The organism is Bradyrhizobium sp. HKCCYLS3070, assembly GCF_051167575.1.
Classification (GTDB): Bacteria; Pseudomonadota; Alphaproteobacteria; order Rhizobiales; family Xanthobacteraceae; genus Bradyrhizobium.
On record NZ_JBNPTI010000007.1, the window covers coordinates 217,534 to 243,846 of the forward strand.

Consider the following 26,313-nt stretch of genomic DNA (forward strand, 5'->3'; position numbering starts at 1 on the left):
GGCTCAGGCCGTCTTAGACGGCGTACAGCAGGAGCAGGGCGATCAGCAGCGAGAAGATGCCGAGCGCTTCGGTCACCGCGAAGCCGAAAATCAGGTTGCCGAACTGGCCCTGAGCGGCCGACGGATTGCGCAGAGCGGCCGACAGGTAGTTGCCGAAGATGATGCCGATGCCGGCACCCGCGCCACCCATGCCGATGCAGGCAATGCCCGCGCCAATGTACTTCGCTGCAACCGGATCCATGAAACGAACTCCTTTGAGGGGTTTGGTAGAGAGGGCCGGATCAGTGGCCCGGATGGATAGCATCGTTGAGATAGATGCAGGTGAGGATCGTGAACACGTAGGCCTGGAGGAACGCGACCATCAGCTCGAGGCCGGTCAGCGCGACCGTGAGGCCGAGCGGCAGCAGCGCGCCGACCTTGCCGACGAAGCCGAGCGCGCCGAGCATGGTCACGAAGCTCGCGAACACCTTCAGGGTGACGTGGCCGGCCAGCATGTTGGCGAACAGACGGACGCTGTGCGAGATCGGGCGGGAGAAGAAAGAGATGATTTCGATCACGACCACCAGCGGCAGGATCACCGCGGGGATGCCGGACGGCACGAACAGCTTAAAGAACTTCAGGCCGTTCTTGTAGAAGCCGTAGATGATGACCGTCAGGAACACCAAGAGCGCCAGCGAGAAGGTGACGATGATGTGGCTGGAGACGGTGAAGGTGTAGGGGATGATGCCGACGATGTTCGAGACGAAGATGAACATGAACAGCGAGAACACCAGCGGGAAGAACGTCATGCCGTGCGAGCCGGCGCTGGTTCTGATGGTGTTGGCGACGAATTCGTAGGACAGCTCGACCACCGACTGGAACCGGCCCGGCACGAGCGCGCGCCCGGCGGCCATCATCATGACGGCGATCAGCACGACCGCGAGCAGCATGTACGCGGACGAGTTGGTGAAGGTGATCTCCTGATTGCCGATATGGCCGATCGTGAAGATCTTGTTGAGGTGGAATTGATGGATCGGATCGATCATCCGCGTGGCGTCTCATTGTTCACCGGCCACGCCGGCGCTTTGCAATTCACTCGTTGGTCTTCCGCGCCGAGGTCTTCCGCGCATGCCTCACTGGCGGGGCCTGTCGGGAGCTATGCCTGCGGATCTCACCACGTTCAACACGCCGGCGGCGAAGCCGAGCAGGAAAAACACGATGAATCCGAAGGGCGATGTCGACAGCAAGCGGTCGAAGCCCCATCCAAGCACCGCGCCGACGAGGACACCGGCAATCAACTCGGACGACAGTCGCAGGCCACGCGCCATGGCCGAAGCCCTGGCTGCAGTGTCACCGCTGCCGATTCCAGGTTGATCAGTCCCGATCGAGCGGCCGTCGCGAATTTCGGACAACCGTTGGTCGAGACTTCCGAGCCTTGCGGAAAGCGCAACCTCATCGGGCGACTTGTCGCGATCCTTGTGTCCGCTGCTCTCGTTCGTGTCATCCGCCATGTGCCATCCGCCACGTGTGGAGACCCGACCCGGCCGCGAGTTTCAGGAATTAGCGCCCCATCGCCCTTTAAAGCCGGGCGGACCATACTGACCGCATCCCCCCAAGTCAAGATTGCGTGTTGAACTGTTAGATGCCTGAATTTACACGTTTTCTCGGCTTTTTCGTCAGATCGGTCGCGCGTGTCACCGCGCCGCATCAACAGTGTTGTGTGCGGCTGCGATCTTGCACCTGTCAGTGCCCTCTGATCCGATGTCGCTGACCTCCAACCGGCACGGGAACCCGCATGTCGCGCCAGATCGATTACTATTTCTCGCTGCAGTCGCCATGGGCCTATATCGGCCACCGGCTGTTCCGCGACATCGCCGCGAGCCACGGCGCGTCCGTCAACCTCAAACCGGTCATGCTGGTGGATCTGTTCGCCGAGACCGGCGGGCTTCCGCTGGCCAAGCGCCATCCGGCGCGGCAGCGCTATCGCATCGTCGAGCTGAAGCGGTGGCGCGACAAGCGCGGTCTCGATTTCCACATCCAGCCGAGCAACTGGCCCTTCAACGCCCGGCTCGCCGACGGCGTCGTCATCGCGGCGCAGCAGGCCAGCCTGGATCCCGAGCCCTATCTGCGGCGCGCCTTCCCGGCCATCTGGGAGCAGCAGCTCAATCTTGCGGATGCCGAGGTGATCGCCGGCTTGGCCGATGCAGCCGGGCTGCCGGGCCGCGATCTCGTGACGCAGGCGGCGACGGACGTGGTCGGGGCGGCCTACGAGCAGAACCGGCAGGACGCGATCGCGGCCGACGTGTTCGGCTCGCCGGCCTATGTGCTGGACGGCGAGATCTTCTGGGGGCAGGACCGCCTCGAGCTGCTGGCGGACGCGTTGAAATCCGGTCGCTCCGCCTATACGTCCGAAACATAGGTGCGGCCTGTGGCAGGGGATCGCACCTGAGGCAACGTCATGGCCGCGACACAATGTCGGCGTGCATGGCGGCGGTTGCGAATGCGCCTGGGAGAGCCAGCCATGAGTCTCACGAAGCCGTACCGGCCGTCCCTCCTCGCGCTGCTGGCGTTGAGCTGCCTCGGCGGAGAGGCGTTTGCGGTCGAGGACACCGCGCCTGACGGCGACAAGGGACGCTATACGATGTCGACGACATCGGACGGCGTGATCCGGCTCGATACCAAGACCGGTGCGGTCTCGATGTGCAACAACAGCAGTGGATCGGGCTTTGCCTGTTACGCGGTGCCTGATGAGCGCGCCGCGCTGGACGCCGAGATCGGCCGTCTGCAGGCGGAGAATGAAAAGCTCAAGGGCCAGCTCGCGTCGCGCGATCAGAGCATCTCCGGCAAGATTGATGAGCCGCTGCCGAAAGATCAGGCGCTGCCCAAGTCCGATCAGTTGAGGAAAGCCGAACCCAAGACGGGGGACAAGCCGGGTGAATCGAAATCCTCCGATGGAACGCGCAAGCTCGAGATCCCGCTGCCCAGCGACCAGGACATGGACCGCATGATGGGGTTCCTCGAGCAGGCCTGGCGCCGGCTGCTCGACATGGCAACACGGGTGCAGAAGGACGTCTCGGGCAGGATCTGACCCCGGGGCGAGGAGGTCAGGCAGATGCCGGCAGCATCGATGTCGCGGACGGCGCCGTCGGCCGTCGCCGTCAACACGGTCGTGACGGCGGCCCTGACGGTGCAGACCTCCGGCCGCGGCTTCACCGACCTGACGCGCGAGGTCGCGGCGTTCCTGCGCGAGGTCCGTGCGAAGGAAGGGGTGGTGACCGCGTTCATCCGCCACACCTCGGCGTCGCTCACGATCCAGGAGAATGCCGATCCGACGGTGCTGCACGATCTCACCACGGCGCTGGCGCGGCTGGCGCCGGAGGATGCCGGCTGGATGCACGACACCGAGGGGCCGGACGACATGCCGGCACACGTCAAGACCATGCTGAGCGCGGTCTCGCTGCAGGTGCCGGTGCAGGACGGACGCATGATGCTCGGCACCTGGCAGGCGCTCTATCTGATCGAGCATCGTGCGCGTCCGCATCGGCGCGAGGTGGTATTGCAGTTCATCGGCGCGGCCTGAGGCCATAAAGAGAAAACCCGCGGGTCTGAAATGCGGAACGGCCGCGGAGTGATCCGCGGCCGCTCGTCGTTGGAGGCAGATGCGAGCGGGGTGCCGCTCGCCTCGTGATCAATTGGCCTGGATGTCGACGTCCTTGGTTTCCGGCAGGAACAGGAAGCCGACCACCGCAGTGATCACGGCGAAGAAGATCGGGTACCACAGGCCGGCATAGATATCGCCGGTCGAGGCCACGATCGCGAAGGCGGTTGCGGGCAGGAGGCCGCCGAACCAGCCGTTGCCGATGTGATACGGCAGCGACATCGAGGTGTAGCGGATCTTGGTCGGGAACAGCTCGACCAGCATCGCGGCGATCGGGCCGTACACCATGGTGACGAAGATCACCAGGATGAACAGCAGACCGATGATGGCGGCCACCTGCGGACGGAAGATGTCGAACGGATGCGCCATCTTGACGATCCCGGCGTCACCCGCCTTCGGATAGCCGGCCTCGCCGATCGCGGCCGTCAGCGCCGGGTTGCTGGTCTTCGCATCGGTGTAGGGCACTTCCTTGCCGTTGAAGGTGACCTTCACGCCGGAGCCGGCCGGGCCATAAACGGTCGAGTACCTGACCGAGGACTGGGCCAGGAAGGCGCGGGCGGTGTCGCAAGGCGCGGTGAAGACGCGGGTGCCGACCGGGTTGAACAGATCGCCGCAGCCGGCGGGATCAGCCACCACTTCCACCTTCGTCGCCTCGATCGCCTTCTCCAGCGCCGGATTGGCGTTGGTGGTGATCATCTTGAAGATCGGGAAGAAGGTCAGTGCCGCGATCAGGCAGCCGCCCATGATGATCGGCTTGCGGCCGATTTTGTCGGACAGCATGCCGAACACGATGAAGAAGCCGGTGCCGAGCAGCAGCGACCAGGCGATCAGCAGGTTGGCGGTGTAGCCATCGACCTTCAGGATCGATTGCAGGAAGAACAGCGCGTAGAACTGGCCGGTGTACCAGACCACGCCCTGGCCCATCGTGGCGCCGATCAGCGCCAGCAACACGATCTTGGCGTTGCCCCAGTTCGCGAACGCTTCCGTCAGCGGCGCCTTCGAGCTCTTGCCCTCGTCCTTCATCTTCTGGAACACGGGCGATTCGTTCAGGCGCAGACGGATCCAGACGGAGACGCCGAGCAGCAGCACGGAGACCAGGAACGGAATGCGCCAGCCCCATTTGGCGAAGTCGGCCTCGCCGATGATGGTGCGGGTGAACAGGATGACCAGCAGCGACAGGAACAGGCCCATCGTCGCCGTCGTCTGGATGAAGGAGGTGTAGTAGCCGCGCTTGCCCATCGGGGCGTGCTCGGCGACATAGGTCGCGGCGCCGCCATACTCGCCGCCGAGCGCGAGGCCCTGCAGCAGGCGCAGGCCGATCAGGATCACCGGTGCCGCGAAGCCGATGGTCTCGGCGTTCGGCAGCAGGCCGACGATGAAGGTCGACAGGCCCATGATCAGGATCGTGACCAGGAAGGTGTATTTGCGGCCGACGATGTCGCCGATGCGGCCGAACACGATCGCGCCGAACGGGCGGACCAGGAAGCCGGCGGCGAACGCGAGCAGTGCGAAAATGTCGCGGGTGGCTGCCGGATAGCCGCTGAAGAACTGCGCGCCGATGATCGAGGCCAGCGACCCGTAAAGATAGAAGTCGTACCACTCGAAGACGGTGCCGAGAGAGGAGGCCAGAATGACGAAGCGTTCGTCCTTCGTCATGCCTCCCGATCTCGCTTGTGTGGCTACCATTGTTGACATCGGCATTCGCTCCCCATGATTGTTGTGATGATGGCTTTCGCCTCCGCATGCCGGACTTGGACGGCGCAGGTCGCGGAGACCTTGCTCTTCAGTAACATTGCAGTGAAACCCGCCCCAATACGACTTTCGGCTCTGCCCTCTGCGGCGCGCGGGAAAGATGGGGACATTGCGCCGGATCAAGTTCGGTGAGCGGCCGTCGCGCTACCGATGTTGCGTTGCACAAGGTTCGGATTAACCGCCTTCCCTGCAAGTGGAATTGGACGCTTGCATGCAACCGGTGGCCGGGCGAGTATTTCCGGAAAACCGGGCGCGTGCAGTTGCAGCACGTCGTCGGTCTCGCAAGGTCAAGTCTGGATTCATGGCGGCTGCCAGCACCCATCTCGTCATTGCCGATGATCACCCGCTGTTCCGCAACGCTTTGCGGCAGGCGGTCGCGAGCGTGCTCGCGGAGGCCGTGGTCGACGAGGCCGGTTCGTTCGAGGACCTCACCGCGCTGCTGGAAAAGGATTCCGAGGTCGATCTCGTACTTCTCGACCTCACCATGCCCGGCATCTCCGGCTTCTCGGGCCTGATCTATCTGCGCGCGCAATATCCGGCGATCCCGGTCGTCATCGTGTCGGCGAGCGACGATGGCGCGACGATCCGCCGCTCGCTCGATTTCGGCGCCTCCGGCTTCATCCCGAAGCGGTTCGGCGTCGACACGCTGCGCGATGCCATCAAGAAGGTGATGGACGGCGACGTCTGGGTGCCGCCCGACACGGACTTGGCGGCCGGCGCCGATCCGGAGATGACCAGGCTGCGCGACCGTCTGGTGACGCTGACCCCGCAGCAGGTGCGGGTGCTGATGATGCTGTCGCAGGGGCTGCTCAACAAGCAGATCGCCTACGAGCTCGGTGTCTCCGAGGCGACCATCAAGGCGCATGTGTCGGCCATCCTGCAGAAGCTCGGTGTCGAGAGCCGGACGCAGGCGGTGATTGCGGCGGCGAAGATCGCGGGCAGCGCCTGGCGGCAGGACGCGCCGACGGGGAAGTAAGCGACGGGAAAATCTGGATGAGTCGTCATTCCGGGTTCGGCTCTGCGAGCCGCCCCGGAATGACGACACCCCGCAGCTGTCTGCCGGAGGCGCCATTGGCCGGCGCTTGATGCCGTCTTGCAGTGTATGTGGACAGCGTCCATTCCGCACGCCTTCTGCTTCACTCGCGACACACCTTCACGGCCTCGCGGCGCATCGCGCGTCCGAGCTTTGCCGATCATCCACCCTCTTGAACAGAGGGCGCAGGGAAGGCCGGGCGCTGGCCGCGCCCGTGGCCCGCCTGCAGAAAAAAGCAGGCGGCAGTCACCACAGGTCTGGCCGAACACACCCGGCCCTCCCTGCGCGATGGTTTTGACGGCTGCTCCGAGCTCTCCCCGGGGACCGGCGTTCTTGCCCCCGTCGTCGGCAACATCGTCGTCACCGACTTGGCATCAGCACCGGGATGCCAGGACCACACGGCTTGACCGTGCGCGCCGGATCGTTCGTCGGCAGGACCAAGCCCGCTGCGACCCGACGCGCCCACCGCATCCCGCGCCCCACGTTCGTGACGATCGCGAAGCGCCCCTCATGGCGGGCACGGGACGACTCAAGGGGTAGCACGATTTCGGGGAAAAAGAAAGTCTGTATCTAGGGGGACGCAGAGCAAGGTGCGCAAGCTTCGCTTAGGCCCATCTCCGTGCAAGTCTCCCCAAAGCCACGGTAAGATTCCGCAGGTGTGCCGAGGCGCCCTGCCGCGAGGTTTGCGACGTTGAGTTTTGTTGGACTGTTACCGAGGCCTTCCAGTCTTGTGGAGCAAGTGACGCCTTGTTGGTCCGTACATCAATCCGGTCGGCTAGACCTGATCTTTGAGATCGAGTGTAGCAATCTCCTCCCTCACTTCGTCGCTAAGATAATTGGGATTGACCGTTCGCAGATATCGAAGTGCTTCTACGTCATTGGCCTTGTACTCCAGGCGTCGCTTGTAAAATGTTAGGCGACCTTCGGATTCCGAGATTATCTGACCCCAGGTCTTTACCCAAACTCGAACCTTCGGCTCGTCATACTCGGCCACTAAGCCGCGTGCTTTGCCAGTCTGGCGCGTCTCAATTTCGGTGTCGCGAGTCAAGCTATTCGATATTGCAACGAAGTCCCATTCCACATCGGGAGCCTTGAACCTGTCGTCCGAAGCAACTGCCTTTGCGTACGAGGATCTGCGCGATCAGGCCGCCGAAGGAATGGCCGATGAGGGCGGGGCGCCGGTCGAGTGCGCCCGCGATCGCGGCGAAGTGCGCCGCTACCTCGCCGATGGTTTCGGGCGCGGCGGCGCCACCCATCTCCGCCGGCCAGCCGGGCGCCAACCCGGCGTAGCCGGCGGCGTCGAACAGCTCGACCCACCGATCCCACGAGCCGGGCTTCAGCCACAGGCCGTGGATGAAGATGATCGCGCGCCTTTGCGAGGCGTTGGCCCCGCCGATCGCATCATCGCATGTTTGGGTCGACATGATCGGCGCCCTTCTGCTGCGTTGGATCAGTTGCGCGGCGGCGTGGCGGCGGACTGCCCGTTGAGGAAGGCGTCGATCGCAGCGACCGTCGCGGCCGGCTGCTCCTCCATCAGCCAATGGCCGGAGCCGGGGATGACCTGCTCCTGCACGTTGGACGCGCCGGCCCGTGCCACCACCGCCATGGTCGGGCCGAAGGACGCCGCGCCACCGATCGCCAGCACCGGCATCGTCAGCTTGCCATGCGCCGCGAGCCAGGCGCGGTTGTCGATCGCGTCCTGATCGAAGGCGGCGAACTGGCTGAAGCCCGCATGCATCCGCCCCGGGCCGGCATAGAGCTGCGCGTAATGGACGCGCGCGGCCTCCGGGAAGTGGGCAGGGTTAGCCGAGAACTCGTTCCAGAAGCGGTCGAGATAGATGCGCTCGCGCCCCTCCACCAGGCGCTCCATGTCGGGGCCGCCGAAGCGGAAGTGCCACAGCAGCGGGTTCTTCAGGATCTCCTCCCACGGGCCGATGCCCGGCACCGGCGCATCCATCAGCACCAGCTTGGTCACGCGGTCGGCGTGCCGCGCCGCCAGCGCATAGGCGACCATGTTGCCGATGTCGTGCGCCACGACCTCGGCGGTGCGCGCGCCCAGCGCGTCCATGACGCCGGTGATGTCCTCGGCCTGGTTGGCCTTCTCAAAGCCCCTGTCGGCGCGGGCGGACAGGCCGAGCCCGCGCAGGTCGGGCACGATCACGGTGTGGTTCTCGGCGAGCTTAGCGGCGAGCGGCACCCACATGTCGCCGGTGTCGCCATAGCCGTGCAGCAGGACGACCGCCGGTCCGCTGCCGCCGACGCGGACATGGATCGTGGTGCCGTTGGTCGGGATCTCCTGGGTGCGGAAGGTCTTCGGGAAATTGCCGGGCGCGTCGGTTGCGTCGGCGAGGGCGGCGCTGGTCAGCATCGTGAGCGCGCTGGCGGCGAGGGCGGTTCGTTGCAGCAGGCGGGGAAGGGTCATGGCGATCTCCTCATTGGGCGTGTTGATGCACGCAAAGCTAGACGAGGGAGGTGCGCGGTATTAGAGGGTAGCCGCGCCAAGGATTTTTGATCGGGACGCAAAGATGGTACTGGCCAGCGCGGATCGTGCCAGGGATCTCGAAGTGTTCTGCGCCGTCGCCGGCAGCGGCAGCTTCTCGGCCGCTGGTCGCAGTCTCGGGCTGACGCCATCGGCTGTGAGCCGGACGCTCGACCGCATCGAGGCGCGGCTTGGCGCGCGGCTGCTGTTGCGAAGCACGCGGGCGCTGACGCTGACCGCCGAGGGGCAGTCCTATCTCGCGGCCGCCCGTCGCATTCTCGCCGACCTCGACGAGGCCGAGCAGGCGATCGCAGACCAGGGCGCGCCGCGCGGGCGCATCCGGGTCAGCGCCGCCCTCTCGCACGGCCGCGTCTGCATCGTCCCTCTGCTCGGCGAGTTCGTGCGGCGCTATCCGAACATCCTGGTCGACATCAATCTGAGCGACGGGCTCGTCGACGTGGCGGCGGGGCAGGCGGACGTCGCGATTCGCGGCGGTCCGCTGCCCGACAGCGCGCTCACCGCGCGCCGCCTCGGCGACAACGGCCGCACCATCGTCGCCTCGCCCGACTACCTGGCGCGCTGGGGCGTGCCGGAGGCGCCGGAAGACCTCTACAACCACAATTGCTTGAACTTCAGCTTTCGCCGCGCCGAGCCGGTGTGGCCGTTCCGCCGCGATGGCGTCGACTATGCGCTGAAGGTGCGCGGCGCCGTCGAAGCCAACAGCGGCGACACGCTCAGCCAGCTCGCGCTCGATGGCGTCGGCATCGCCCGCGTCGGCGATTTCAGCCTCGGCAACGCGATCGCAGAGGGGCGGCTGGTGCCGCTGCTCGAAGCGTTCAATCCCGGCGACAGGGAGGTCTTTCACGCCGTCTTCGTCGGCGGCGCCAACACGCCCGCGCGTGTTCGGGTGTTCGTGGACTATCTGGTCGAGCGGATGGGGGACAGTCCCGGCAAGGCAGCAACGCGGCGAGGGTCGTGACTTGGCAGCCGCCCTTACTCCGCCGCCACCATCTGCTGAATCCGCCACTGTCCCAACAACGCCCGCAGCGACGCCGGCTTCAGCGGCTTGTTGAGCACGGCGATGTTGTCGTCGCGGGCGGCAGCGCGGACGTGGGGGCTGCGGTCGGCGGTGATCAGGATCGCGGGCAGCGCCTCGTTGAAGCGGCGGCGGATGTCGCGGATGGCGGCGATGCCGTTGCCGCGGTCGAGATGGTAGTCGACGAGCAGGCCGGTGACGGCGCCGTCGCGCGCCGCGATCGCCTCCATCGCGGACTCCGGATCAGGGACGGCGATCACCTCGGCGTCCCACGCCGTCAGCAGGGTCTTCATGCCGTCGAGGATCGCCGGGTCGTTCTCGATGCAGACGATCAGGGCGCCCGCAATCGGCGTCGTCGCCAGCGGGGTCGCGGTGGTGACGGCGGCGGTGTGGTTGATCGCCTTGGCGATCGGCACCGTCACTGAGAACACCGAGCCGCGGCCGGGCCGCGAGTCCAGCGCAATGCCGTGATTGAGCACGCGCGCGATGCGCTCGACGATCGACAGCCCCAGGCCGAGGCCGCGCGCGATCCGCGCGCCCTGCTCGAGGCGGTGGAATTCCTTGAAGATCTCGCCGCGCTTGACCGGGGGGATGCCGACGCCGGTGTCGTAGACGCCGATCTGCAGCGACTGGCCGTGGCGGCGGCAGCCGACCAGCACGCGGCCCTTGGGGGTGTACTTGATGGCGTTGGAGATGAAGTTCTGCAGCAGCCGGCGCAGCAGCAGACGGTCGGACTCGACCGGCAGCGACGACGGCACGAACACCAGCTCCAGACCCTTGGCGCGCGCGGCGGGCGCGAACTCGATCTCCAGCGAGCGCATCAGGTCGGCCATCTTGAAGCTCGAGACCTGCGGCGTCATCGCGCCGGCATCGAGCCGGGAGATGTCGAGCAGCGCGCCGAGAATCTCCTCGATCGCCTCGAGCGAGTCGTCGATGTTCTCGACCAGGCGCGAATCCTCGCCGGCCGTCTGCCGCTCGACGAGGCTCGTCACGTAGAGCCGCGCCGCGTTCAGCGGCTGCAGGATGTCGTGGCTGGCCGCCGCAAGGAAGCGCGTCTTGGAGATGTTGGCGTCCTCGGCGGCGCTCTTCGCCAGCGCCAGCTCCGAGTTCAGCCGCGTCAGCTCCTCGGTGCGGTCGCGGACGCGCTTCTCCAGCGTCGCATTGGCGCGCTCCAGTGCCTCGGCGGCTTCGAACGAGGGCGTGACGTCGGTGAAGGTGATGACGAGGCCGCCATCCGGCATGCGGTTGGTGCGGACCTCGATCACCATGTGGCGGTCGGCGAGGCGTTCCAGATAGGGCTCGCCTTCGGTGGTGTAGGCGGCGAGCCGCCGCGCCAGCAGCGCCTCGCCGTCCTCATAGGTGGGCGCGCCGATCGTGCCCATGAATTCGAGGATTTCCTTCAGCGGGCTGCCGATCTGCACCAGATCCGGCGGCAGCCCGAGCAGGTCGACGAACTGGCCGTTGGAGCAGATCAGTTGCAGGTCGGCGTCGAACACCGCGATGCCCTGGCGCACATGGTTCAGCGCGGTCTGCAGGATCTCGCGGTTGAAATGCAGCGCGGCATGGGAATCGTCGAGCAGCTTGAGCGCGGCCTTGGCGGACACCGTGCGCTTGCGCAGGAGCAGCGACATCACGAGGCGCGACGACGCCGCGCCGATCGACGAGGCGATCAGGTGCTCGGCATGGCGCAGCAGCTCGAAATCGGCCGGCGCGGCCGGATCGAGCGGGAGGTTGCGCTGGGCGGCGAACGACTCGAACGAGGCGCGGGCACGGTCGGGACCGAGATATTGGCCGACCGTGCTCTGGATGTCCTGCACCGTCACGGTCGAGCGCCAGCGCCGGAAGCTCGGCGCACTCGGCGTCAGCTCGGCCGGCACGAAGATGTCGGCCTGCAACAGCTCGATCGACGACGGCTGCCGCGCCAGCGACAGCACGACGTAGGTCAAGAGATTGAGCGACAGGCTCCACAGCACGCCGTGCAGCAGCGGCGGCAAATCGGTGCCGAGCAGCGCCTGCGGCCGCAGCGGCTCGAAGCCGAACGGACCGTGCTGCAGGAACAGGATGCCGGCGGTGGAGGTGTCGAGGAAGCTCGGGATGAACAGCGTGTAGAGCCAGACGGCGAAGCCGACCAGCATGCCGCCCATCGCGCCGCGCGCGGTTGCGCGCCGCCAGAACAGACCGCCGAAGAAGCTCGGTGCGAGCTGCGCGATGGCGGCGAACGACAGCAGGCCGATCGCGGCGAGCTGGGTGTTGCCAAGCGCGCGGTAGTAGAAATAGGCCATCACCATGATGGCGAAGATCGCGATGCGGCGGGTGCCGAGCAGGAAGCCGGCGAAGTCGCGGCCGATCTCGCGCTGCTCCTGGCGCTGCAGCACCAGGGGCACGACGATGTCGTTGCACACCATGATCGACAGCGCCACGCATTCGACGATCACCATCGCGGTCGCCGCCGACAGGCCGCCGACGAAGACCAGGATCGACAGCCATTGCGAATTGGCCTCGATCGGCAGCGCCAGCACGTACATGTCGCTGTCGACGGCGCCGAACGGGAAGGTGATGAGGCCGGCGAGAGCGATCGGGATCACGAACAGATTGATCGCGATCAGATAGAGCGGAAACAGCCAGCGCGCACGCGACACCTCGGCATCGTCGGCGTTCTCGACCACGCTGACATGGAACTGGCGCGGCAGCAGCATCGCGGCGCAGAACGACAGCAGGGTCATGGTGAGGAAATTGCCGATGCCCGGCACATATTCCAGCGCGCGCTCGGCCTCCGGCGATTTCATGGCCCGCTCGATCAGCTCGACCGGCGAGAACATCCAGAAGGTGACGAAGGCGCCGGCGGCGATGAAGGCGACCAGCTTGATGATCGACTCGGTCGCGACCGCCAGCATCAGGCCGTGCTGGTGCTCGGTGGCGTCGGTCTGCCGCGTGCCGAACAGCACCGCGAAGACAGCCATCGCCAAGGTGACCATCAGCGCCATGTCGCCGACGAAGGGGATGTGGGCGAAGGCGCGGTCGTCGATCAGGATGGTCTGCAGCGACGAGGCGACGGCCTTGAGCTGCAGCGCGATGTAGGGCACCGAGCCGATGATCGCGATCAGCGCCACGGTGGCCGCCACCGCCTGGCTCTTGCCGTAGCGGGCGCCGATCAGGTCGGCGACGGAGGTGATGTTCTGCGACTTGGCGAGCCGGATCACCCGGCGCAGCAGCGGCGTGCAGGCGCCGACCATCAGGATCGGCCCGAGATAGATCGCGAGGAAGTCGACGCTGGTGCGGGAGGCAAAGCCGACCGAGCCGAAGAAGGTCCAGGACGTGCAGTAGATCGCCAGCGACAGCGGGTAGATCAGCCCGGCCAGCCGACCGCGGCTCTCTGCCGGCCGCCGTTCGCCGGCCCGGTTGCCGCGGCTGGCGACCAGGAACAGGAACCCGATATAGCCGAACGCGGCCAGGATCACGCCCCAGTCGTGCAGCATCTCCTACGCGTCTCCGACGTCTTCCTCGAAGGCTCCGGGCTGATCCCGTTGTCCGGGAAATCTAGCCCGTTGCTGGAGGCAGGGCGATAGCGATCTTGCCGAGAGAGCGCGGAGCTGGAGTCATCGTTAGCGCGGGAGACCCCGCAGTCTCCGCCGTCATTCCGGAGCGCCCGCAGGGCGAGCCCGGAATCCATGTCGCCTGATGCCGTGCTGCCCGATGGATTCCGGGCTCGTGCTTCGCACGCCCCGGAATGACGGAGAGAGCGATGCTACTCCGCCGCGAGCGGCTTCTTGTGCAGCGCCAGGCCGAGCCGTTCCCAGACCTGCAGCAGGGCCTCGGCCAGGCGATCGATCAGGCCGTCGTCGTGGTAGGGCGAGGGCGTGATGCGCAGGCGCTCGGTGCCCTTGGCGACCGTCGGGTAGTTGATCGGCTGGATGTAGATGCCGTGCTCTTCCAGCAGGAGATCGGAGGCCTGCTTGCACTTCTCGGGATCGCCGACGAACAGCGGCACGATGTGGGTGTCGTTGGTCATCACCGGCAGGCCGGCGGCGTTGAGGACCGCCTTCACCCGTGCGGCGCGGTCCTGGTGGCGCTCGCGCTCCCAGCTCGACGATTTCAGGTGCTTGATCGCAGCCGTGGCGGCCGAGCAGATCGGCGGCGGCAGCGCGGTCGTGAAGATGAAGCCCGGCGCGTACGAGCGAACCGCGTCGATGATCTCGCCCTTCGCGGCGATGTAGCCGCCGAGGCAGCCGAACGCCTTCGCCAGCGTGCCTTCGAGGATGTCGATGCGGTGCATGACGCCATCACGCTCGGCGATGCCGCCGCCGCGCGGGCCGTACATGCCGACCGCGTGCACCTCGTCGACATAGGTCATCGCATTGTAGCGCTCGGCGAGATCGCAGATCGCAGCCAGCGGCGCCACGTCGCCGTCCATCGAATACAGGCTCTCGCAGGCGATCAGCTTCGGCCTGTTAGGACCGGCGGCGATCAGGAGCTGTTCGAGATGGGCGAGATCGTTGTGGCGCCAGATCTGGCGCTCGCAGCCGGACTGGCGCACGCCCTCGATCATCGAATTGTGGTTCAGCGCGTCCGACAGGATCAGGCAGTCGGGAATCAGCTTGGCGAGCGTGGCGATGCCGGTCTGGTTCGACACGTAGCCGGAGGTGAACAGCAGCGCCGCTTCCTTGCCGTGGAGGTCGGCGAGCTCGGCCTCGAGCTGCACCAGGGGATGATGGGTTCCGGCGATGTTGCGGGTGCCGCCGGCGCCGGTGCCGACGCGGGTTGCGGTCTCGACCATCGCGCCGACCACCTTCGGGTGCTGGCCCATGCCGAGATAGTCGTTGGAGCACCAGATCACGACATTGCGCGGTCCACTCGGCGAGTGCCAGGTCGCGTGCGGGAACCGGCCGGCGATGCGTTCGAGATCGGCGAAGACTCGGTAGCGACGCTCATCATGCAGGCGACCGAGGGCGGCACTGAAGTACTGGCTGTAGTCCATCACGAAACCCGAACTGGCGCGCTGCAGTGCAGCACCTGAAGCGAAAACCTCGCGGCATGCGTGGCGTGAGGTCTTCTTAGAGCGTTTCCAGAGCGGCTGTCGAGCCGGAATCCCAAGGCAGGAATTGGGCGATTTGTCCAAGGGGGGAGTGATCTCGGCCGAACGGCGCCGGGATTGCGGCGACGCGGCGGCGTCGCGGCCCCGCAGCCTCAGGTGGTGCGATAATGCAGCACGCCGTCGATGGTCTGGCTGGTCAGGCGGCCCTCGACCAGCATGTAGTTGACATGGGCGATCAGCTCGCCGGCGGCGAAGCCCATCTGGTGCGGGTCGAGCACGTGCTTGTGGAACACGACCGGCACGAGCTGCGCCGAGGTCTTCGGCTCGTCGCGGCAGGCGTCGGCGATCATCCGGCAGCGCTCCTCATGGTGGTCGGCGAGCTGCTTGATGCGCGTCTTCAGCCCGTAGAACGGCACGCCATGGCCTGGCAGCACCAGCACGTCATAGGGCAGGGTGGTGGTGAGGCTCGCCAGCGACGCCAGATATTCGCCGAGCGAGTTCTGGTCGGGCTCGACCGCCCAGACGCTGACATTGGGCGAGATCTTGCTCAGCACCTGGTCGGCGGACAGGAACAGCTTGTCGGCGGCGCAGTACAGCATGACCTGGTCGAGCGCGTGCCCGCCGCCGGTGATGACCTTGAAGCGCCGGCTGCCGATTTGGATTTCGTCGCCATGGGAGATGCGGCGGTAGGAGGCCGGCAACACCGAGACGCGCTGCAGATATTCCTGGCCGCGGCCGAGCAGCTTGTCGGTCAGGGTCTCGTCCATGCCGTGGCGGCGGAAGAACAGCCGCTGGGCATTGCGGCGCTCCTCGGTGCCGCGGTTCTGGTGATAGACCGACTGCAGGTACTCGACCTGCGACATCACCAGCGGGCAATTGAAGCGCTCGACGATCCAGCCGGCGAGCCCGACATGGTCGGGATGCGAATGCGTGACGATCAGCCGGGTGATCTTTACATGCTTCAGCGGGCCGTCGAGCAGCCGCGTCCAGGCGGCGATCGACTCCTCGTTGCCGAAGCCGGAGTCCACCGCGACCCAGCCGTCGCCGTCGGCGAGCAGATAGATGTTCACATGGTTGAGGCGGAACGGCAGCTTCAGCCGCAGCCACAGCACGCCGGGCGCGACCTCGACGACCTGGTCCTCGCCGGGATGCTGCTCCCAGGGATAGCGCAGGGCTTCGGCGGAGGAGGTGGCGGTGTCGGTCTTGGTCATGCCTCATCGATTAACGGCCGCCGCGGACGAGCGCCAGCCGAAAAACACATGGCTGCTTGGCATTCCGGGGTACGGAAGGTGCTTCGGGTCGCGCCAGCATGACCTGCCTCGACGCCTTCTGCTTCGCCACGCCCCCGTCATTCCGGGGCGAGGCCGCAGGCCTCGAACCCGGAATGACCGGCGAGTAGCAACTACGCCGCTCGGATGTTGGTCAGGAACGCATCGACCTCGGCGCGCAGGGTGTCGGCCTCGCGCCGCAGCGCTTCGGAGGCACTGAGCACCTCGTTGGCGGAGGTGCCGGCCTGGGCCGAGGCGCTGGAGACGCCTGTGATGTTGTTGGAGACCTCGGTGGTGCCGGAGGCCGCCTGCTGGATGTTGCGGGCGATCTCGTGCGTCGCGGTGCCCTGCTGCTCCACGGCGGCGGCAATCGCGGTGGTGACGTTGTCGATCTCGGCGATGGTCTCGCCGATGTTGCGGATCGCCGACACCGCCGACGAGGCGACCTGCTGCATGCCTGCGATCTGGGTGCGGATCTCGTCGGTGGCCTTGGCGGTCTGGCTCGCCAGGCTCTTCACCTCCTGCGCGACCACCGCGAAGCCGCGGCCGGCCTCGCCGGCGCGCGCCGCCTCGATGGTGGCGTTGAGCGCGAGCAGGTTGGTCTGCGAGGCGATCGCCTGGATCAGGTCGACGACGACGCTGACGCGGCTCGCGTTGTCGGCGAGTCCCTGCATCGTCGAATCGGTGGCGCCGGCTTCCTCGACCGCCTTCTTGGCGATCTGGGCCGAGGTCACGACCTGGCGGCTGATCTCCGCGATCGACGACGACAATTGCTCGGTGCCGGCCGACACGGTCTGGACGTTGACCGAGGTCTCCTCGGCAGCCGCCGCGACCGCATTGACCAGCGAGTTGGACTGGTCGGCGGTCTGTGACATGCTCTGCGCGGTCGCCTGCATGGCCGTGGCGGAGTTCTGCAGCGTGCCGAGGGCGCTGCGCACCGTCGCCTCGAACGTGGCGATCTGGGCCTCCATGCGCGCGGCGCGCTCGGCCTTGGCGGCATTCTCGCGGTCCTGCTCGGCGGCCAGGGTGCGGGCACGGACCATGTTCTCGCGGAACACCTGCAGGGTGTCGACCATCGTGCCGATCTCGTCGCGCTGCTTCGAGGCCGCAATCTCGGTGTCGAGATCGCCGCTCGACAGCGTCTGCATCGCCTGCTGCAGCCGCTTGATCCGGCGCAGGATGTTGCCGCCGACATAGAGCCAGACGAACAGCACCGAGCCGAGCAGCGTGGCTGCGCCGGCACCGGCCATGCCGAGCGTTGCCAGCTCGATGTCACGGCCCGCCGTGCCGGTGGTGCTTTCGGTCGACTTGCGCACGCCTTCGACGAGCTGCTGCACGCTGATGTCGAGACCGACATTGAGCTTGCGCGTCTCCTCCAGCACGGTCTGCCCGTAATCGTTGGCGTCGAGCTCCTTCTCGCGCGTCTTGAACACGCGGGCCTTGCCCTCGCCGAGCGCGGCGAGCTTCAGCGCGGCATCGTGGATTGCCTTGGTGCTGCGGCCGGTCGGCAGCAATTCGAGATTGGATTTGAGCTGCGCCACCGCCTCCTTGAACTGCCGCTCGATCGTCTCCAGCGTGTCGCTGTCGTTGGCCGATAGCGCGGCAGCCATCTGCGCCACCAGCAGGTTGCCGGACGCGATCACATTGCCGAGCTGCTCGACGAACCGTGCGGCTGCCGTTGCGTCGTCTGCCGACACCTCGGCTGCGCCGAGCACGGCGTTGAGCTGCGTCTGGGCATCCAGCATCGGCTCGTTGGCGGCGGCAGTGAAGTCCGCCTGCGCCTTGCGCAACGCGTCATACTGCTTGTTGTGCAGGGCCGCGACTTCGAGACGCTCGCGTGCGGCGGACACCAGGCTCTGATTGGCCTCGTTGATGTTCTTGATGGTCTCGGCGAGCGGCGCCACCACGCTCTTCGCGGCGCCGAGCGCGCTGATCTCGCTCAGGCGCTCCTGCGTGGTCTTCTGGATCTCCTGCATCTTCTTCAGGCGCTCGTTGAGCGCGTCCTCGCTCTGGGACTGCAGCAGCGCCGGGCCGAGGCTGGCCAGGCCGGAGCTCTGCGCCAGCAGCTGCAGGCTCGCGGTCAGGCGCGGAATCTCGCGGCCCGAGAGTTCGACCATGGTGCCGCCGACGTGTCGCAGCATCAGTCCCGCAGCGACGCTGATCGCGATCGCCATGCCGGCGATCACTGCGAAGGCTGCGAACAGGCTGCCGCGGACGCCCCATCTGGGTCGCAGGACTCCGAGCACCCTGCTGAAGCTGAACCGAATCGCCATCTCTGGTGTCCCCCGATATGCACTACTTGGAGCTGTTGCTTGCAGGCAGTATCGCGGCGGGCGGTTAACAAATCCGGGAAACTACTCGGGCAGTGCTGAGTTTTCTCGCATTTTCGCATTTCACCGTGCGGCATTTAACGGGACGGAAGGGATTGTTGGGCCGCGCCTTCGATAACCTATGACAGAAAAGGCCGGCATCGCTGCCGGCCTTCCCGTCGTTTGTTGTTATTTGACGCCTGCGGATCAGTAGCGGGCCGCGAGCGGAGCGCCCCAGTTGAAGCGGTAGTTCACGCCAGCCTTGAAGGTGTGGTCGTCGGTGGTGAAGCTGCCGGTCGGCACCAGCGCGGCGGGCGCCGTGAAGGTGGCGCTGCCGAAATTGTAGTACTGATACTCGGCCTTGGCCGACCAGTTCGGCGCGAACATGTATTCGAGTCCGCCGCCGACGGTCCAGCCGTTGCGATGGTCGCCGTTGGTCGCGAAGCCGACCGGCGTGCCGGCGAACGTCACCTTCTCGTTGTTGTCGGAATAGGCGTAGCCGCCCTTCACGTAGAGCAGGCCCGGACCCCAGGTATAGCCGAAGCGGCCGGTGATCGAGCCGAGGCCGCGCTGGCTGTTGGTGTAGACGAGGCCGCCGGGGAAGGCGGCGCCGACGCTGCCGCTCAGCCAGCTGTACTGGCCCTCGGCGCCGATCACCCAGGTCGGTGCGAACTGCCAGTCGGCGCCGACCTGCAAGCCGCCCAGGAAGCGGCCGTTGGAGTTGTTGCCGGTGGCGAGGCCGGAGAAGTTGTTGTCGCTCGAGAACGCGCCGCCGAGATGGGCGCCGAGATAGAAGCCGGTCCAGTTGTAGATCGGGGCGGCGTAAGCCGGCGGCGCCTTGGTGGCGTAAGGATAGGTCCGGGCGCCGAGATCGGCGGCGACAGCGGACTGGGCCGAAGCCAGCGCGGCGACGGCAACGGTTGCGAACAGGATCTTCTTCATGGCGGGTCTCCGATACTCAACTAACAAGGCTCGCGCATCGCGCGCCGTCGATGCATCGGAGATAGATCGCTTTTGAATAAAATGCTGTCACTCCCGCAGCACACCGGCCTCCAACCCGACCTTCTCCGGGCAAAGGTTCTGGCGTAGTTAGCAATGCACTAACGAAGGCTGAACCGGGAGTTAACGCCGGGCCCCTTTGTGCCGCCGCGGCACAACCGGTTAAGGCGCGTTAAGAGCTCGATGCAGAGCCGCGACTGCGTCGCGCAGCTGCTCGCGATGAACGATGTCGTCCTTGGGCATCGAAGCGATGCCGGCGGCGAGCTCGTGCAGAATCGCGGCGAGCAGTCCGAAGTTCAGGTGCATATGGATCGACTTGCGGACGTCCTCTGGGCCGGGCCGCTCCAGGGTCAATGCCAGGCCGGATGATTCGAGATGGGCTTCGAACCGCGAGGAATGCTCGAACGTGCCGGCATAGAACTTGTCGGGATATTCGAGCGCGATCTCGGCCTTGTCCGGGATGGGTTTCGACATGGTGGCTCCTGAAGCGACGATCCATGAATGTTCGCAGATCCGCCTCCCGCCGCCTTGCGCCAGGTCATAGTGGGAGGAGCGCCTGCATCCTCGGCCGAAACGGGCTGGACCGCATTTCTACGGGGGCGGAAATTTACCTTCCCTGAGAAAAGGTTGTGCACGCTGGATCAAATTAACGACTCGATGCCGGTCGTTCCGGACGGACCTGCTCCATGCAAGCGAGCGGAGAGGGCTCCGGCGGGGCGACGGCGGGTGCAGTCCACCCTCCAGCGAATGTGCCGCCGACATGAAGATGCGTCTCTCCATTTCCACGTTCATTGCGGCTTTTGGCCTTGTGCTCGCACTCGGCTTCGGTGCGGTCGTGCTGACCAGCGCCTATGCGCTGCGCGAGCTCAAGGTCGGCGGGCCCCTCTACGACAAGATCAAGCTCGGCAATGATCTGGTGGCCGACATCCTGCCGCCGCCTGAATATGTGCTCGAGGCCTATCTCGAGGCGACCCTCGCGCTCCGGACGCCGAACGATCTCGACGCGCACGTCACGAAGCTGGCGCAACTGAAGAAGGACTATGAGGATCGCAAGACGTTCTGGACCGGCTCGGCGCTGCAGCCTGATCTGAAATCGCTGCTGGTCGAACGATCGGACGGCGAGGTCCGGAAATTCTGGCAGGCCCTGGAGGCCGAGTTGATCCCGGCGCTGCGCTCCGGCGACATGGCGAAGGCCGATGCCGCCTATGCCCGGCTGGCCGAAGCCTACGCCGCCCACCGCGCGGTGATCGATACGCTGGTCGACAAGGCGAACAAGCTGAATTCGGACATGGAGGCGACGGCGGCGACCCAGGATCGCAGCATCTCCATCATTGTGTGGACCGTGTCCGGCATCGTTCTGGCTCTGGTCGTCGCCGGCATGTCGGGGCTGGTGATCGGCGTCGTCCGTCCGCTGTCGCGCATGACCGGGCTGATGCGGCGGATCGCCGAGGGCGATCTGTCGGCCGACATTTCCTATTCGGAACGCGGCGACGAGATCGGCGCGATGGCGGGCGCGCTGAGCATCTTCAAGACCAACGCGCTCGAGAACGCGAGCCTGCGCGACAGGCAGGAGCGCGATCGCTCGGCCGCCGAGGAGCATAAGAAGCGCGCCATGCTCGACATGGCCGACGTGATCGAGCGCGAGACCGAGACGTCCGTCGAAGCTGCGGCCGGCGCATCGCGCCAGGTCGAGGCCGTCGCCGCAGGCCTCTCGAAACTGGCCGAGGAACTGTCGACCGATGCGCAATCGGTGGCCGCAGCCTCGGAGAAGTCGCTCTCCAATGCCCAGACGGTCTCGTCGGCAGCCGAGCAACTGAGCTCGGCGATCCGCGAGATCTCGAGCCAGGTGGCGCGCGCCAGCACGATCACCAAATCGGCGGTGACCGAGCGCGAGAAGGCGAAGAACACGATGCTCTCCTTGTCCACGGCCGTGGACAAGATCGCCGAGGTCTCCAACCTGATCGGCGGCATTGCCGAGCAGACCAACCTTTTGGCGCTCAATGCCACCATCGAGGCCGCGCGCGCCGGCGATGCCGGCCGCGGCTTTGCCGTGGTTGCGGCCGAGGTCAAGTCGCTGTCGGATCAGACCGCCAAATCGACCGAGGAGATCTCGCGCCTGATCGGCGAGGTGCAGACCACCACGCAGGCGACCGTCGACGTCGTCGAAGGCATCGGCAGCCAGATTTCCGAGATCGACGAGGTCGCAGCCTCGATCGCCGCGGCGATGGAGGAGCAGCACGCGGCGACCCAGGAGATCAGCCGCTCGGTCCAATCATCGGCCAGCGCGGCGCGCGACGTGTCGTCCAAGATCGGCAATGTCGGCAGGGACGCCGGCATGGTCAACGATCGGGCCGCCGAGGTGCGCAACGCCATCGGCTCCGTGGCAACGGGCCTGACCTCGCTCCGTGCCACGCTGGTGAAGGCCGTCAGGACGGCGACCGCCGAAGCCGATCGCCGTCAGTCGCCGCGGTTGAAGTCGAGCCTGTCGATCAAGGTCGTCGACGATCGCAGGGGCGCGGTGAAGGCCGATCTGGTGGACATTTCCGAAGGCGGCGCCTGGTTCCGGTTCGACCCCGAGCCGGGCATCGGCGATCGCGGCGTCATGGAATTCAGCGGCTTCGACGGCAGCGTGCCGTATCGGGTTCGCGCCCGTGAAAAGGACGCGCTGCATGTCGAGTTCGACCCCGGCCAAAATCGCGAGGCGTTCCTGGCATGGTTCAGGCGGACCTTCGCACGGCAGGCGGCCTAGACGGAGCGAGGTCGCTTGCCTCCGCTCTCGGTCAGGAGAACGGAGGCATTGCTTCGAACGGGCTTCGTCAACGCGCCAATGTCATTGGCGCGAGACCAGATCGCTGATCCGCACCGGAAAGCGCCTGATCCGAATGCCGGTCGCATGCGCCACCGCGTTGGCGACCGCCCCGGCAGAGCCGGTGATGCCGATCTCGCCGACGCCCTTGACGCCGAGCGGGTTGACGAACGGATCGTGCTCCTCGACCGTGAAGGCCTCGATCGCCGGGACGTCGGCATTCACCGGCACATGATACTCGCCGAGATTGGCATTCATGATCCGCCCGGTGCGGCGATCGGTGACCGCCTCCTCGTGCAGCGCCAGCGAGATGCCCCAGATCATGCCGCCGACGAGCTGGCTCTTCACCAGCTTCGGATTGATGATCCGTCCCGCCGCGAACGCGCCGACCATGCGGGTCACCCTGACCTGGCCGAGATCGGGATCGACCTTCACCTCCGCAAAGACCGCGCCATGTGAATGCATCGCATATTGCTCGTTGGCCGCAGGGTCCGGCATGCCGCTGCCGGAGCCCTCGACCTGGTCGAGGCCGGCGCGGGCGAGGATGTCGGCGTAGCTCTCGCCGCGGCCCTCGTCGTCGCGCCGAAGCAGCCGACCGTTGCGCGCGATCACGCCGGCGTTGCCGGCGCCGAACAGCGGCGAGCGCTGGTCTGATGTCGCGAGCTCGGCGAGCCTGGCGATGACGGCGGCGCCCGCATTGTGGATCGCAGTACCGACCGTCGCCGTATGTGCCGAGCCGCCGGCGATGCCGGCATCCGGCAGGTCGGAGGTGCCGGCCTTGAACGTCACCCGGTCGAGTTCGAGCGCGAGCGAGTCTGCCGCAATCTGTGCGAAGGCGGTCCAGGCGCCCTGGCCCATGTCGTGCGCGCCGCTCTCGACGACGCCGGTGCCGTCGCGCCGGATCACCGCGCGGGCCTGGCCCGCGAACATCAGCGCATGGAACGTCGCCGTGCCCATGCCCCAGCCGACCAGGAAGCCGTCCTTGTCGCGCATCATCCGCGGCTTCAGCGGCCGCTCCCACCAGCCGAACCGCTCGGCGCCTTGCGTGTAGCACTCGCGCAGCGCCTTGGATGAGAACGGTCTGCCCGTGGCCGGCTCGACCTCGGCGTAGTTCTTGACCCGGAAGGCGAGCGGATCGAGGCCGCAGGCTTCCGCCATTTCGTCGACGGCGCTCTCCAGCGCGATCGATCCCGGCGCGATTCCGGGGGCGCGCACGAACAGCGGCGTGCCCGTGTCCATGCGTACCGCGTCATAGGTCGTCGCGATCGCCGGCGCGGCATACAGCGTGTGCGTCACATGCGCCGCCGCTTCGTAGAAGTCCTCGAAGCTCGAGGTCGCGATCCTCGCGTGGTGACGGATCGCCGACAATTGTCCGGTGCTGCTGGCGCCGAGCTGCAGCGTCTGCCGGGTCGGCGAGCGATGGCCGAACGGGCCGTAGAGCTGCTCGCGACGCGCCACCAGCTTCACCGGGCGGCCGACCATCTTGGCGGCGAGAATGCCGAGGACCTGCGGCCCGGCCATCAGGCCCTTGCCGCCGAAGCCGCCGCCGAGATAGGGGCTGCGGATCAGGATGTTCTCAGGCGCGATGCCGAACAGCTCGGCAAGGCGGCCGCGCATCATCACCAGGCCCTGGGTCGGCGTGTCGATGATGAGCCTGTCGCCCTGCCACTCGGCGACGATCGCGTGCGGCTCCATTGCGTTGTGATAATGCGGCGGGGTCTCGTAGATCGCGGTGATCTGCTTGTCGCTGCCCGCCAGCGCGGCCTCGACATCGCCGTGATGGCTCTCGGCGGGAAAACCCATGCCGACGACAGGCGGCACATAGGCGTCGGCGGCATCGAGACCGATGCGGGCCGGCTCGGCCTCGTAGCGCGGCGACAGCAGCGCGGCGCCCTCGGTCGCGGCTTCCAGGCTTTCGGCAATGACCAGCGCGATCGGCTGGTTGGCGTAGCGCACACGGTCGTTCTGCAGCGCCTCGAAGCGGAATGCGAACGGGTTCGGCTTGCCGTCGGGATCGGCGTGCAGCGGCGGCCGGTTGGCGGAGGTCATCACCTCGACCACGCCGGGATGCGCCTTGGCGGCTTCGACGTCGAGCGCGACGACGCGGCCGCGCGCGATGCTGGAGACGGCGAGCACGGCATAGAGCAGGCCGGGCGGATTGTTGTCGGCGGCATAGCGCGCCGTGCCGGTGACCTTGGCACGGCCATCGACGCGCGACAGCGGCTGGCCGATGTTGGAGCCGTGTCTGACATGGGCGGGATCGCGGGAGAGATTGAGCTCAGGCGTCATGAAGTGCTCCTGGAACGGCGGAGAAGGGAGAGGCCGGCAGCGCCGGCACGCGCGACGGCGTGCCTTGCGCAGCGGCGGCAAGCGCGCGCATGATCAGGCTGCGCACGAGAGGGATCTTGTGGGCGTTGTCGCCGGATGGCTTTGCATCGCGCAGCGCGATGTCGGCAGCCTGCTGGAATGTGTGCGGCATAGCCGGCTGGCCTGCGAGCAGTGCTTCGGCCTGGTGGGCGCGCCACGGCTTGGCAGCGACGCCGCCGAGCGCCAGACGTGCGTGCTTGATTGCGCCGTTCTCGATCACGAGACCGGCCGCGGCGGAGACGACGGCGAACGCATAGGAATTGCGCTCGCGCACCTTCAGATAGCGCGCGTGCCTTGCGAACGCCCGCGCCGCCGCGGGCAGCCGGACCGCGACGATCATCTCGCCCGGCGCGAGCACGGTCTCGCGCTCCGGCGTGGTGCCGGGGAGCAGATGCAGCGCCTCCAGCGCGACCTCGCGCCGGCCGGAGCCGCCTTCGATCTCGACGATCGCATCGAGCGCGGCGAGCGGCACGCAGAAGTCCGAGGGGTTGGTGGCGATGCAGGCCTCGCTCCAGCCGAGCACGGCGTGCTGATGGGTGTCGCCCCCGCGCGCGTCGCAGCCCGCGCCGGGCGTGCGTTTGTTGCAGGCCGAGGCCGGATCATAGAAATACGCGCAGCGTGTCCGCTGCAGCAGATTGCCGCCGACGGTGGCCGCATTGCGCAACTGTGCCGAGGCGCCCGACAGCAGCGCTTCGGCGACCGCCGGGAAATCGCACGCGAAGGCCGCGTCATGCGCAAAGTCCGCATTGCGCACCAGCGCGCCGATCCGGACGTCGCCATTGCCTGAAGTCTCGATCCGCGTCAGCTCCTTGATCTGCGAGATGTCGACGAGCCGCGCCGGCCTGATGACATTGCCCTTCATCAGATCGAGCAGGTTGGTGCCCGAAGCGAGATAGGCCGCACCGGGCGCGCTGGCCGCTGCGACCGCCTCCGCGACCGTCGACGGCTTCACATAGTCGAACCGGTTCATGCCGCGCGCTCCTTGTCCTCGGCGAGCGTCGCCTGGGCGTCGAGCACCGCCTCGACGATGCCGACATAGGCGCTGCAGCGGCACAGATTGCCGCTCATGCCTTCGCGCACGCGCTCCGGATCGCCGCCGGCGTGACCTTCGTTGATGAGCCCGACCGCGCTCATGATCTGGCCGGGCGTGCAGAAGCCGCATTGCAGGGCATCGTGGGCGATGAAAGCTACCTGCACCGGATGGAGCTGGTCGCCTTGAGCGAGTCCTTCGATGGTGGTGATCGCCGCGCCGTCGAGGCTGACGGCCAGCGTCAGGCAGGAATTGATGCGGCGGCCGTCGACCAGGACGGTGCAGGCGCCGCACTGGCCGCGGTCGCAGCCCTTCTTGGCGCCGGTGAGGTGGAGGCGCTCGCGCAGCAGGTCGAGCAGGGTGACCCTGGGGTCGTCGAGCGCAAGCGTTCGCGGCTCACCGTTGACGGTGAGTCTGACAGTCCAATTCATGCGTTGTTCCGATCGAAGCGATGGCCTAATCGGATCGCAGCGGACACCGCCTTACGGGCGAATGTCCGTCCAGATCCAGCGACCGCGGGACGACAGCTGAGGAAGGTTGGCTGTCCCGGGTGGCAGGTCTATTT

At 66.6% G+C, this 26,313-nt stretch carries 21 protein-coding genes; 6 read left to right on the forward strand and 15 right to left on the reverse strand.

All coding sequences use genetic code 11. The features are described 5' to 3' along the window. Positions 1 to 13: 13 nt before the first annotated feature. The 3 genes from ACQR03_RS22390 to ACQR03_RS22400 all read right to left on the reverse strand — a co-directional run bounded on the left by ACQR03_RS22390 (position 14) and on the right by ACQR03_RS22400 (position 1,490). Positions 14 to 241 carry a F0F1 ATP synthase subunit C gene (locus ACQR03_RS22390; protein ID WP_006615622.1) on the reverse strand — a complete coding sequence of 76 codons (228 nt, stop codon included), beginning with the start codon at positions 239 to 241 and terminating at the stop codon, positions 14 to 16. A gap of 40 nt (positions 242 to 281) precedes the next feature. Beyond that, on the reverse strand, positions 282 to 1,025 hold the full coding sequence (locus ACQR03_RS22395) for a F0F1 ATP synthase subunit A (RefSeq protein ID WP_315735910.1): 744 nt from the start codon (positions 1,023 to 1,025) through the stop codon (positions 282 to 284). Positions 1,026 to 1,112: 87 nt separating this feature from the next. Next, a complete protein-coding gene (locus ACQR03_RS22400) occupies positions 1,113 to 1,490 on the reverse strand; it encodes an AtpZ/AtpI family protein (protein WP_315717908.1) in 378 nt (125 codons plus the stop codon). Between the two features lie 284 nt (positions 1,491 to 1,774). Between ACQR03_RS22400 and ACQR03_RS22405 the strand changes: the two genes are divergently transcribed. The 3 genes from ACQR03_RS22405 to ACQR03_RS22415 all read left to right on the forward strand — a co-directional run bounded on the left by ACQR03_RS22405 (position 1,775) and on the right by ACQR03_RS22415 (position 3,559). Next, positions 1,775 to 2,398 carry a 2-hydroxychromene-2-carboxylate isomerase gene (locus ACQR03_RS22405; protein WP_434841888.1) on the forward strand — a complete coding sequence of 208 codons (624 nt, stop codon included), beginning with the start codon at positions 1,775 to 1,777 and terminating at the stop codon, positions 2,396 to 2,398. A 102-nt stretch (positions 2,399 to 2,500) separates the two neighbouring features. Next, positions 2,501 to 3,067 (forward strand): hypothetical protein, encoded by a 567-nt coding sequence (locus ACQR03_RS22410; RefSeq protein ID WP_315717906.1) that lies wholly within the window; start codon positions 2,501 to 2,503, stop codon positions 3,065 to 3,067. Positions 3,068 to 3,091: 24 nt separating this feature from the next. Next, the gene (locus tag ACQR03_RS22415) at positions 3,092 to 3,559 is read left to right on the forward strand and encodes a secondary thiamine-phosphate synthase enzyme YjbQ (RefSeq protein ID WP_315751306.1); all 468 of its coding nucleotides are present in this window, start codon (positions 3,092 to 3,094) and stop codon (positions 3,557 to 3,559) included. A 108-nt stretch (positions 3,560 to 3,667) separates the two neighbouring features. Here the strand turns inward: ACQR03_RS22415 and ACQR03_RS22420 are convergent, their stop codons facing one another. Beyond that, positions 3,668 to 5,338 (reverse strand): MFS transporter, encoded by a 1,671-nt coding sequence (locus ACQR03_RS22420; protein ID WP_315717904.1) that lies wholly within the window; start codon positions 5,336 to 5,338, stop codon positions 3,668 to 3,670. Between the two features lie 352 nt (positions 5,339 to 5,690). On the opposite strand from ACQR03_RS22420, the gene ACQR03_RS22425 reads away from it, so the two are divergent. Beyond that, positions 5,691 to 6,365, forward strand: coding sequence for a response regulator transcription factor (locus ACQR03_RS22425; protein WP_315717903.1), 675 nt, complete (start codon positions 5,691 to 5,693; stop codon positions 6,363 to 6,365). A 1,106-nt stretch (positions 6,366 to 7,471) separates the two neighbouring features. Here the strand turns inward: ACQR03_RS22425 and ACQR03_RS22430 are convergent. Both ACQR03_RS22430 and ACQR03_RS22435 read right to left on the reverse strand, forming a co-directional pair. Then, on the reverse strand, positions 7,472 to 7,846 hold the full coding sequence (locus tag ACQR03_RS22430) for an alpha/beta fold hydrolase (RefSeq protein WP_434841889.1): 375 nt from the start codon (positions 7,844 to 7,846) through the stop codon (positions 7,472 to 7,474). Between the two features lie 26 nt (positions 7,847 to 7,872). After that, positions 7,873 to 8,844, reverse strand: coding sequence for an alpha/beta fold hydrolase (locus tag ACQR03_RS22435; RefSeq protein WP_315717901.1), 972 nt, complete (start codon positions 8,842 to 8,844; stop codon positions 7,873 to 7,875). 103 nt (positions 8,845 to 8,947) lie between these two features. Between ACQR03_RS22435 and ACQR03_RS22440 the strand changes: the two genes are divergently transcribed. Then, a complete protein-coding gene (locus ACQR03_RS22440) occupies positions 8,948 to 9,880 on the forward strand; it encodes a LysR family transcriptional regulator (RefSeq protein ID WP_315717900.1) in 933 nt (310 codons plus the stop codon). Positions 9,881 to 9,894: 14 nt separating this feature from the next. Here the strand turns inward: ACQR03_RS22440 and ACQR03_RS22445 are convergent, their stop codons facing one another. The 6 genes from ACQR03_RS22445 to ACQR03_RS22470 form a co-directional block, all read right to left on the reverse strand. Then, a complete protein-coding gene (locus ACQR03_RS22445; RefSeq protein WP_434841890.1) occupies positions 9,895 to 13,413 on the reverse strand; it encodes a PAS domain-containing hybrid sensor histidine kinase/response regulator in 3,519 nt (1,172 codons plus the stop codon). Between the two features lie 269 nt (positions 13,414 to 13,682). Further along, positions 13,683 to 14,912 (reverse strand): 5-aminolevulinate synthase, encoded by a 1,230-nt coding sequence (gene hemA / locus ACQR03_RS22450; protein ID WP_315717898.1) that lies wholly within the window; start codon positions 14,910 to 14,912, stop codon positions 13,683 to 13,685. Positions 14,913 to 15,121: 209 nt separating this feature from the next. Beyond that, positions 15,122 to 16,180, reverse strand: a complete 1,059-nt coding sequence (locus ACQR03_RS22455) for an MBL fold metallo-hydrolase (protein WP_315751312.1) — start codon at positions 16,178 to 16,180, stop codon at positions 15,122 to 15,124. 191 nt (positions 16,181 to 16,371) lie between these two features. Beyond that, a complete protein-coding gene (locus ACQR03_RS22460; RefSeq protein ID WP_434841891.1) occupies positions 16,372 to 18,510 on the reverse strand; it encodes a methyl-accepting chemotaxis protein in 2,139 nt (712 codons plus the stop codon). Between the two features lie 243 nt (positions 18,511 to 18,753). Continuing rightward, a complete protein-coding gene (locus ACQR03_RS22465; RefSeq protein ID WP_315717895.1) occupies positions 18,754 to 19,488 on the reverse strand; it encodes an outer membrane protein in 735 nt (244 codons plus the stop codon). A 219-nt stretch (positions 19,489 to 19,707) separates the two neighbouring features. Next, on the reverse strand, positions 19,708 to 20,019 hold the full coding sequence (locus tag ACQR03_RS22470; RefSeq protein WP_315717894.1) for a hypothetical protein: 312 nt from the start codon (positions 20,017 to 20,019) through the stop codon (positions 19,708 to 19,710). A 286-nt stretch (positions 20,020 to 20,305) separates the two neighbouring features. On the opposite strand from ACQR03_RS22470, the gene ACQR03_RS22475 reads away from it, so the two are divergent. After that, positions 20,306 to 22,294, forward strand: coding sequence for a methyl-accepting chemotaxis protein (locus ACQR03_RS22475; protein WP_316201993.1), 1,989 nt, complete (start codon positions 20,306 to 20,308; stop codon positions 22,292 to 22,294). A gap of 81 nt (positions 22,295 to 22,375) precedes the next feature. Here the strand turns inward: ACQR03_RS22475 and ACQR03_RS22480 are convergent, their stop codons facing one another. From ACQR03_RS22480 to ACQR03_RS22490, 3 genes are read right to left on the reverse strand one after another with little or no spacing between them, the layout of a single operon-like run. After that, positions 22,376 to 24,640: a xanthine dehydrogenase family protein molybdopterin-binding subunit gene (locus tag ACQR03_RS22480; RefSeq protein ID WP_315751318.1), complete on the reverse strand. Its 2,265-nt coding sequence runs from the start codon at positions 24,638 to 24,640 to the stop codon at positions 22,376 to 22,378. Then, positions 24,630 to 25,688 carry an FAD binding domain-containing protein gene (locus ACQR03_RS22485; protein ID WP_315751320.1) on the reverse strand — a complete coding sequence of 353 codons (1,059 nt, stop codon included), beginning with the start codon at positions 25,686 to 25,688 and terminating at the stop codon, positions 24,630 to 24,632. The genes ACQR03_RS22480 and ACQR03_RS22485 overlap by 11 nt, the downstream gene beginning before the upstream one ends. Continuing rightward, the gene (locus ACQR03_RS22490; RefSeq protein WP_315751322.1) at positions 25,685 to 26,179 is read right to left on the reverse strand and encodes a (2Fe-2S)-binding protein; all 495 of its coding nucleotides are present in this window, start codon (positions 26,177 to 26,179) and stop codon (positions 25,685 to 25,687) included. The genes ACQR03_RS22485 and ACQR03_RS22490 overlap by 4 nt, the downstream gene beginning before the upstream one ends. Positions 26,180 to 26,313: the final 134 nt, after the last annotated feature.

Coding starts and splice junctions, on each gene's coding strand:
- ACQR03_RS22455 (WP_315751312.1), bottom strand. CDS start 16,180: ATGACCAAGACCGACACCGCCACCTCCTCCGCCGAAGCCCTGCGCTAT.
- ACQR03_RS22390 (WP_006615622.1), bottom strand. CDS start 241: ATGGATCCGGTTGCAGCGAAGTACATTGGCGCGGGCATTGCCTGCATC.
- ACQR03_RS22430 (WP_434841889.1), bottom strand. CDS start 7,846: ATGTCGACCCAAACATGCGATGATGCGATCGGCGGGGCCAACGCCTCG.
- ACQR03_RS22440 (WP_315717900.1), top strand. CDS start 8,948: ATGGTACTGGCCAGCGCGGATCGTGCCAGGGATCTCGAAGTGTTCTGC.
- ACQR03_RS22395 (WP_315735910.1), bottom strand. CDS start 1,025: ATGATCGATCCGATCCATCAATTCCACCTCAACAAGATCTTCACGATC.
- ACQR03_RS22415 (WP_315751306.1), top strand. CDS start 3,092: ATGCCGGCAGCATCGATGTCGCGGACGGCGCCGTCGGCCGTCGCCGTC.
- ACQR03_RS22420 (WP_315717904.1), bottom strand. CDS start 5,338: ATGCCGATGTCAACAATGGTAGCCACACAAGCGAGATCGGGAGGCATG.
- ACQR03_RS22405 (WP_434841888.1), top strand. CDS start 1,775: ATGTCGCGCCAGATCGATTACTATTTCTCGCTGCAGTCGCCATGGGCC.
- ACQR03_RS22460 (WP_434841891.1), bottom strand. CDS start 18,510: ATGGCGATTCGGTTCAGCTTCAGCAGGGTGCTCGGAGTCCTGCGACCC.
- ACQR03_RS22425 (WP_315717903.1), top strand. CDS start 5,691: ATGGCGGCTGCCAGCACCCATCTCGTCATTGCCGATGATCACCCGCTG.
- hemA (WP_315717898.1), bottom strand. CDS start 14,912: ATGGACTACAGCCAGTACTTCAGTGCCGCCCTCGGTCGCCTGCATGAT.
- ACQR03_RS22410 (WP_315717906.1), top strand. CDS start 2,501: ATGAGTCTCACGAAGCCGTACCGGCCGTCCCTCCTCGCGCTGCTGGCG.
- ACQR03_RS22490 (WP_315751322.1), bottom strand. CDS start 26,179: ATGAATTGGACTGTCAGACTCACCGTCAACGGTGAGCCGCGAACGCTT.
- ACQR03_RS22485 (WP_315751320.1), bottom strand. CDS start 25,688: ATGAACCGGTTCGACTATGTGAAGCCGTCGACGGTCGCGGAGGCGGTC.
- ACQR03_RS22435 (WP_315717901.1), bottom strand. CDS start 8,844: ATGACCCTTCCCCGCCTGCTGCAACGAACCGCCCTCGCCGCCAGCGCG.
- ACQR03_RS22475 (WP_316201993.1), top strand. CDS start 20,306: ATGAAGATGCGTCTCTCCATTTCCACGTTCATTGCGGCTTTTGGCCTT.
- ACQR03_RS22480 (WP_315751318.1), bottom strand. CDS start 24,640: ATGACGCCTGAGCTCAATCTCTCCCGCGATCCCGCCCATGTCAGACAC.
- ACQR03_RS22445 (WP_434841890.1), bottom strand. CDS start 13,413: ATGCTGCACGACTGGGGCGTGATCCTGGCCGCGTTCGGCTATATCGGG.
- ACQR03_RS22465 (WP_315717895.1), bottom strand. CDS start 19,488: ATGAAGAAGATCCTGTTCGCAACCGTTGCCGTCGCCGCGCTGGCTTCG.
- ACQR03_RS22400 (WP_315717908.1), bottom strand. CDS start 1,490: ATGGCGGATGACACGAACGAGAGCAGCGGACACAAGGATCGCGACAAG.
- ACQR03_RS22470 (WP_315717894.1), bottom strand. CDS start 20,019: ATGTCGAAACCCATCCCGGACAAGGCCGAGATCGCGCTCGAATATCCC.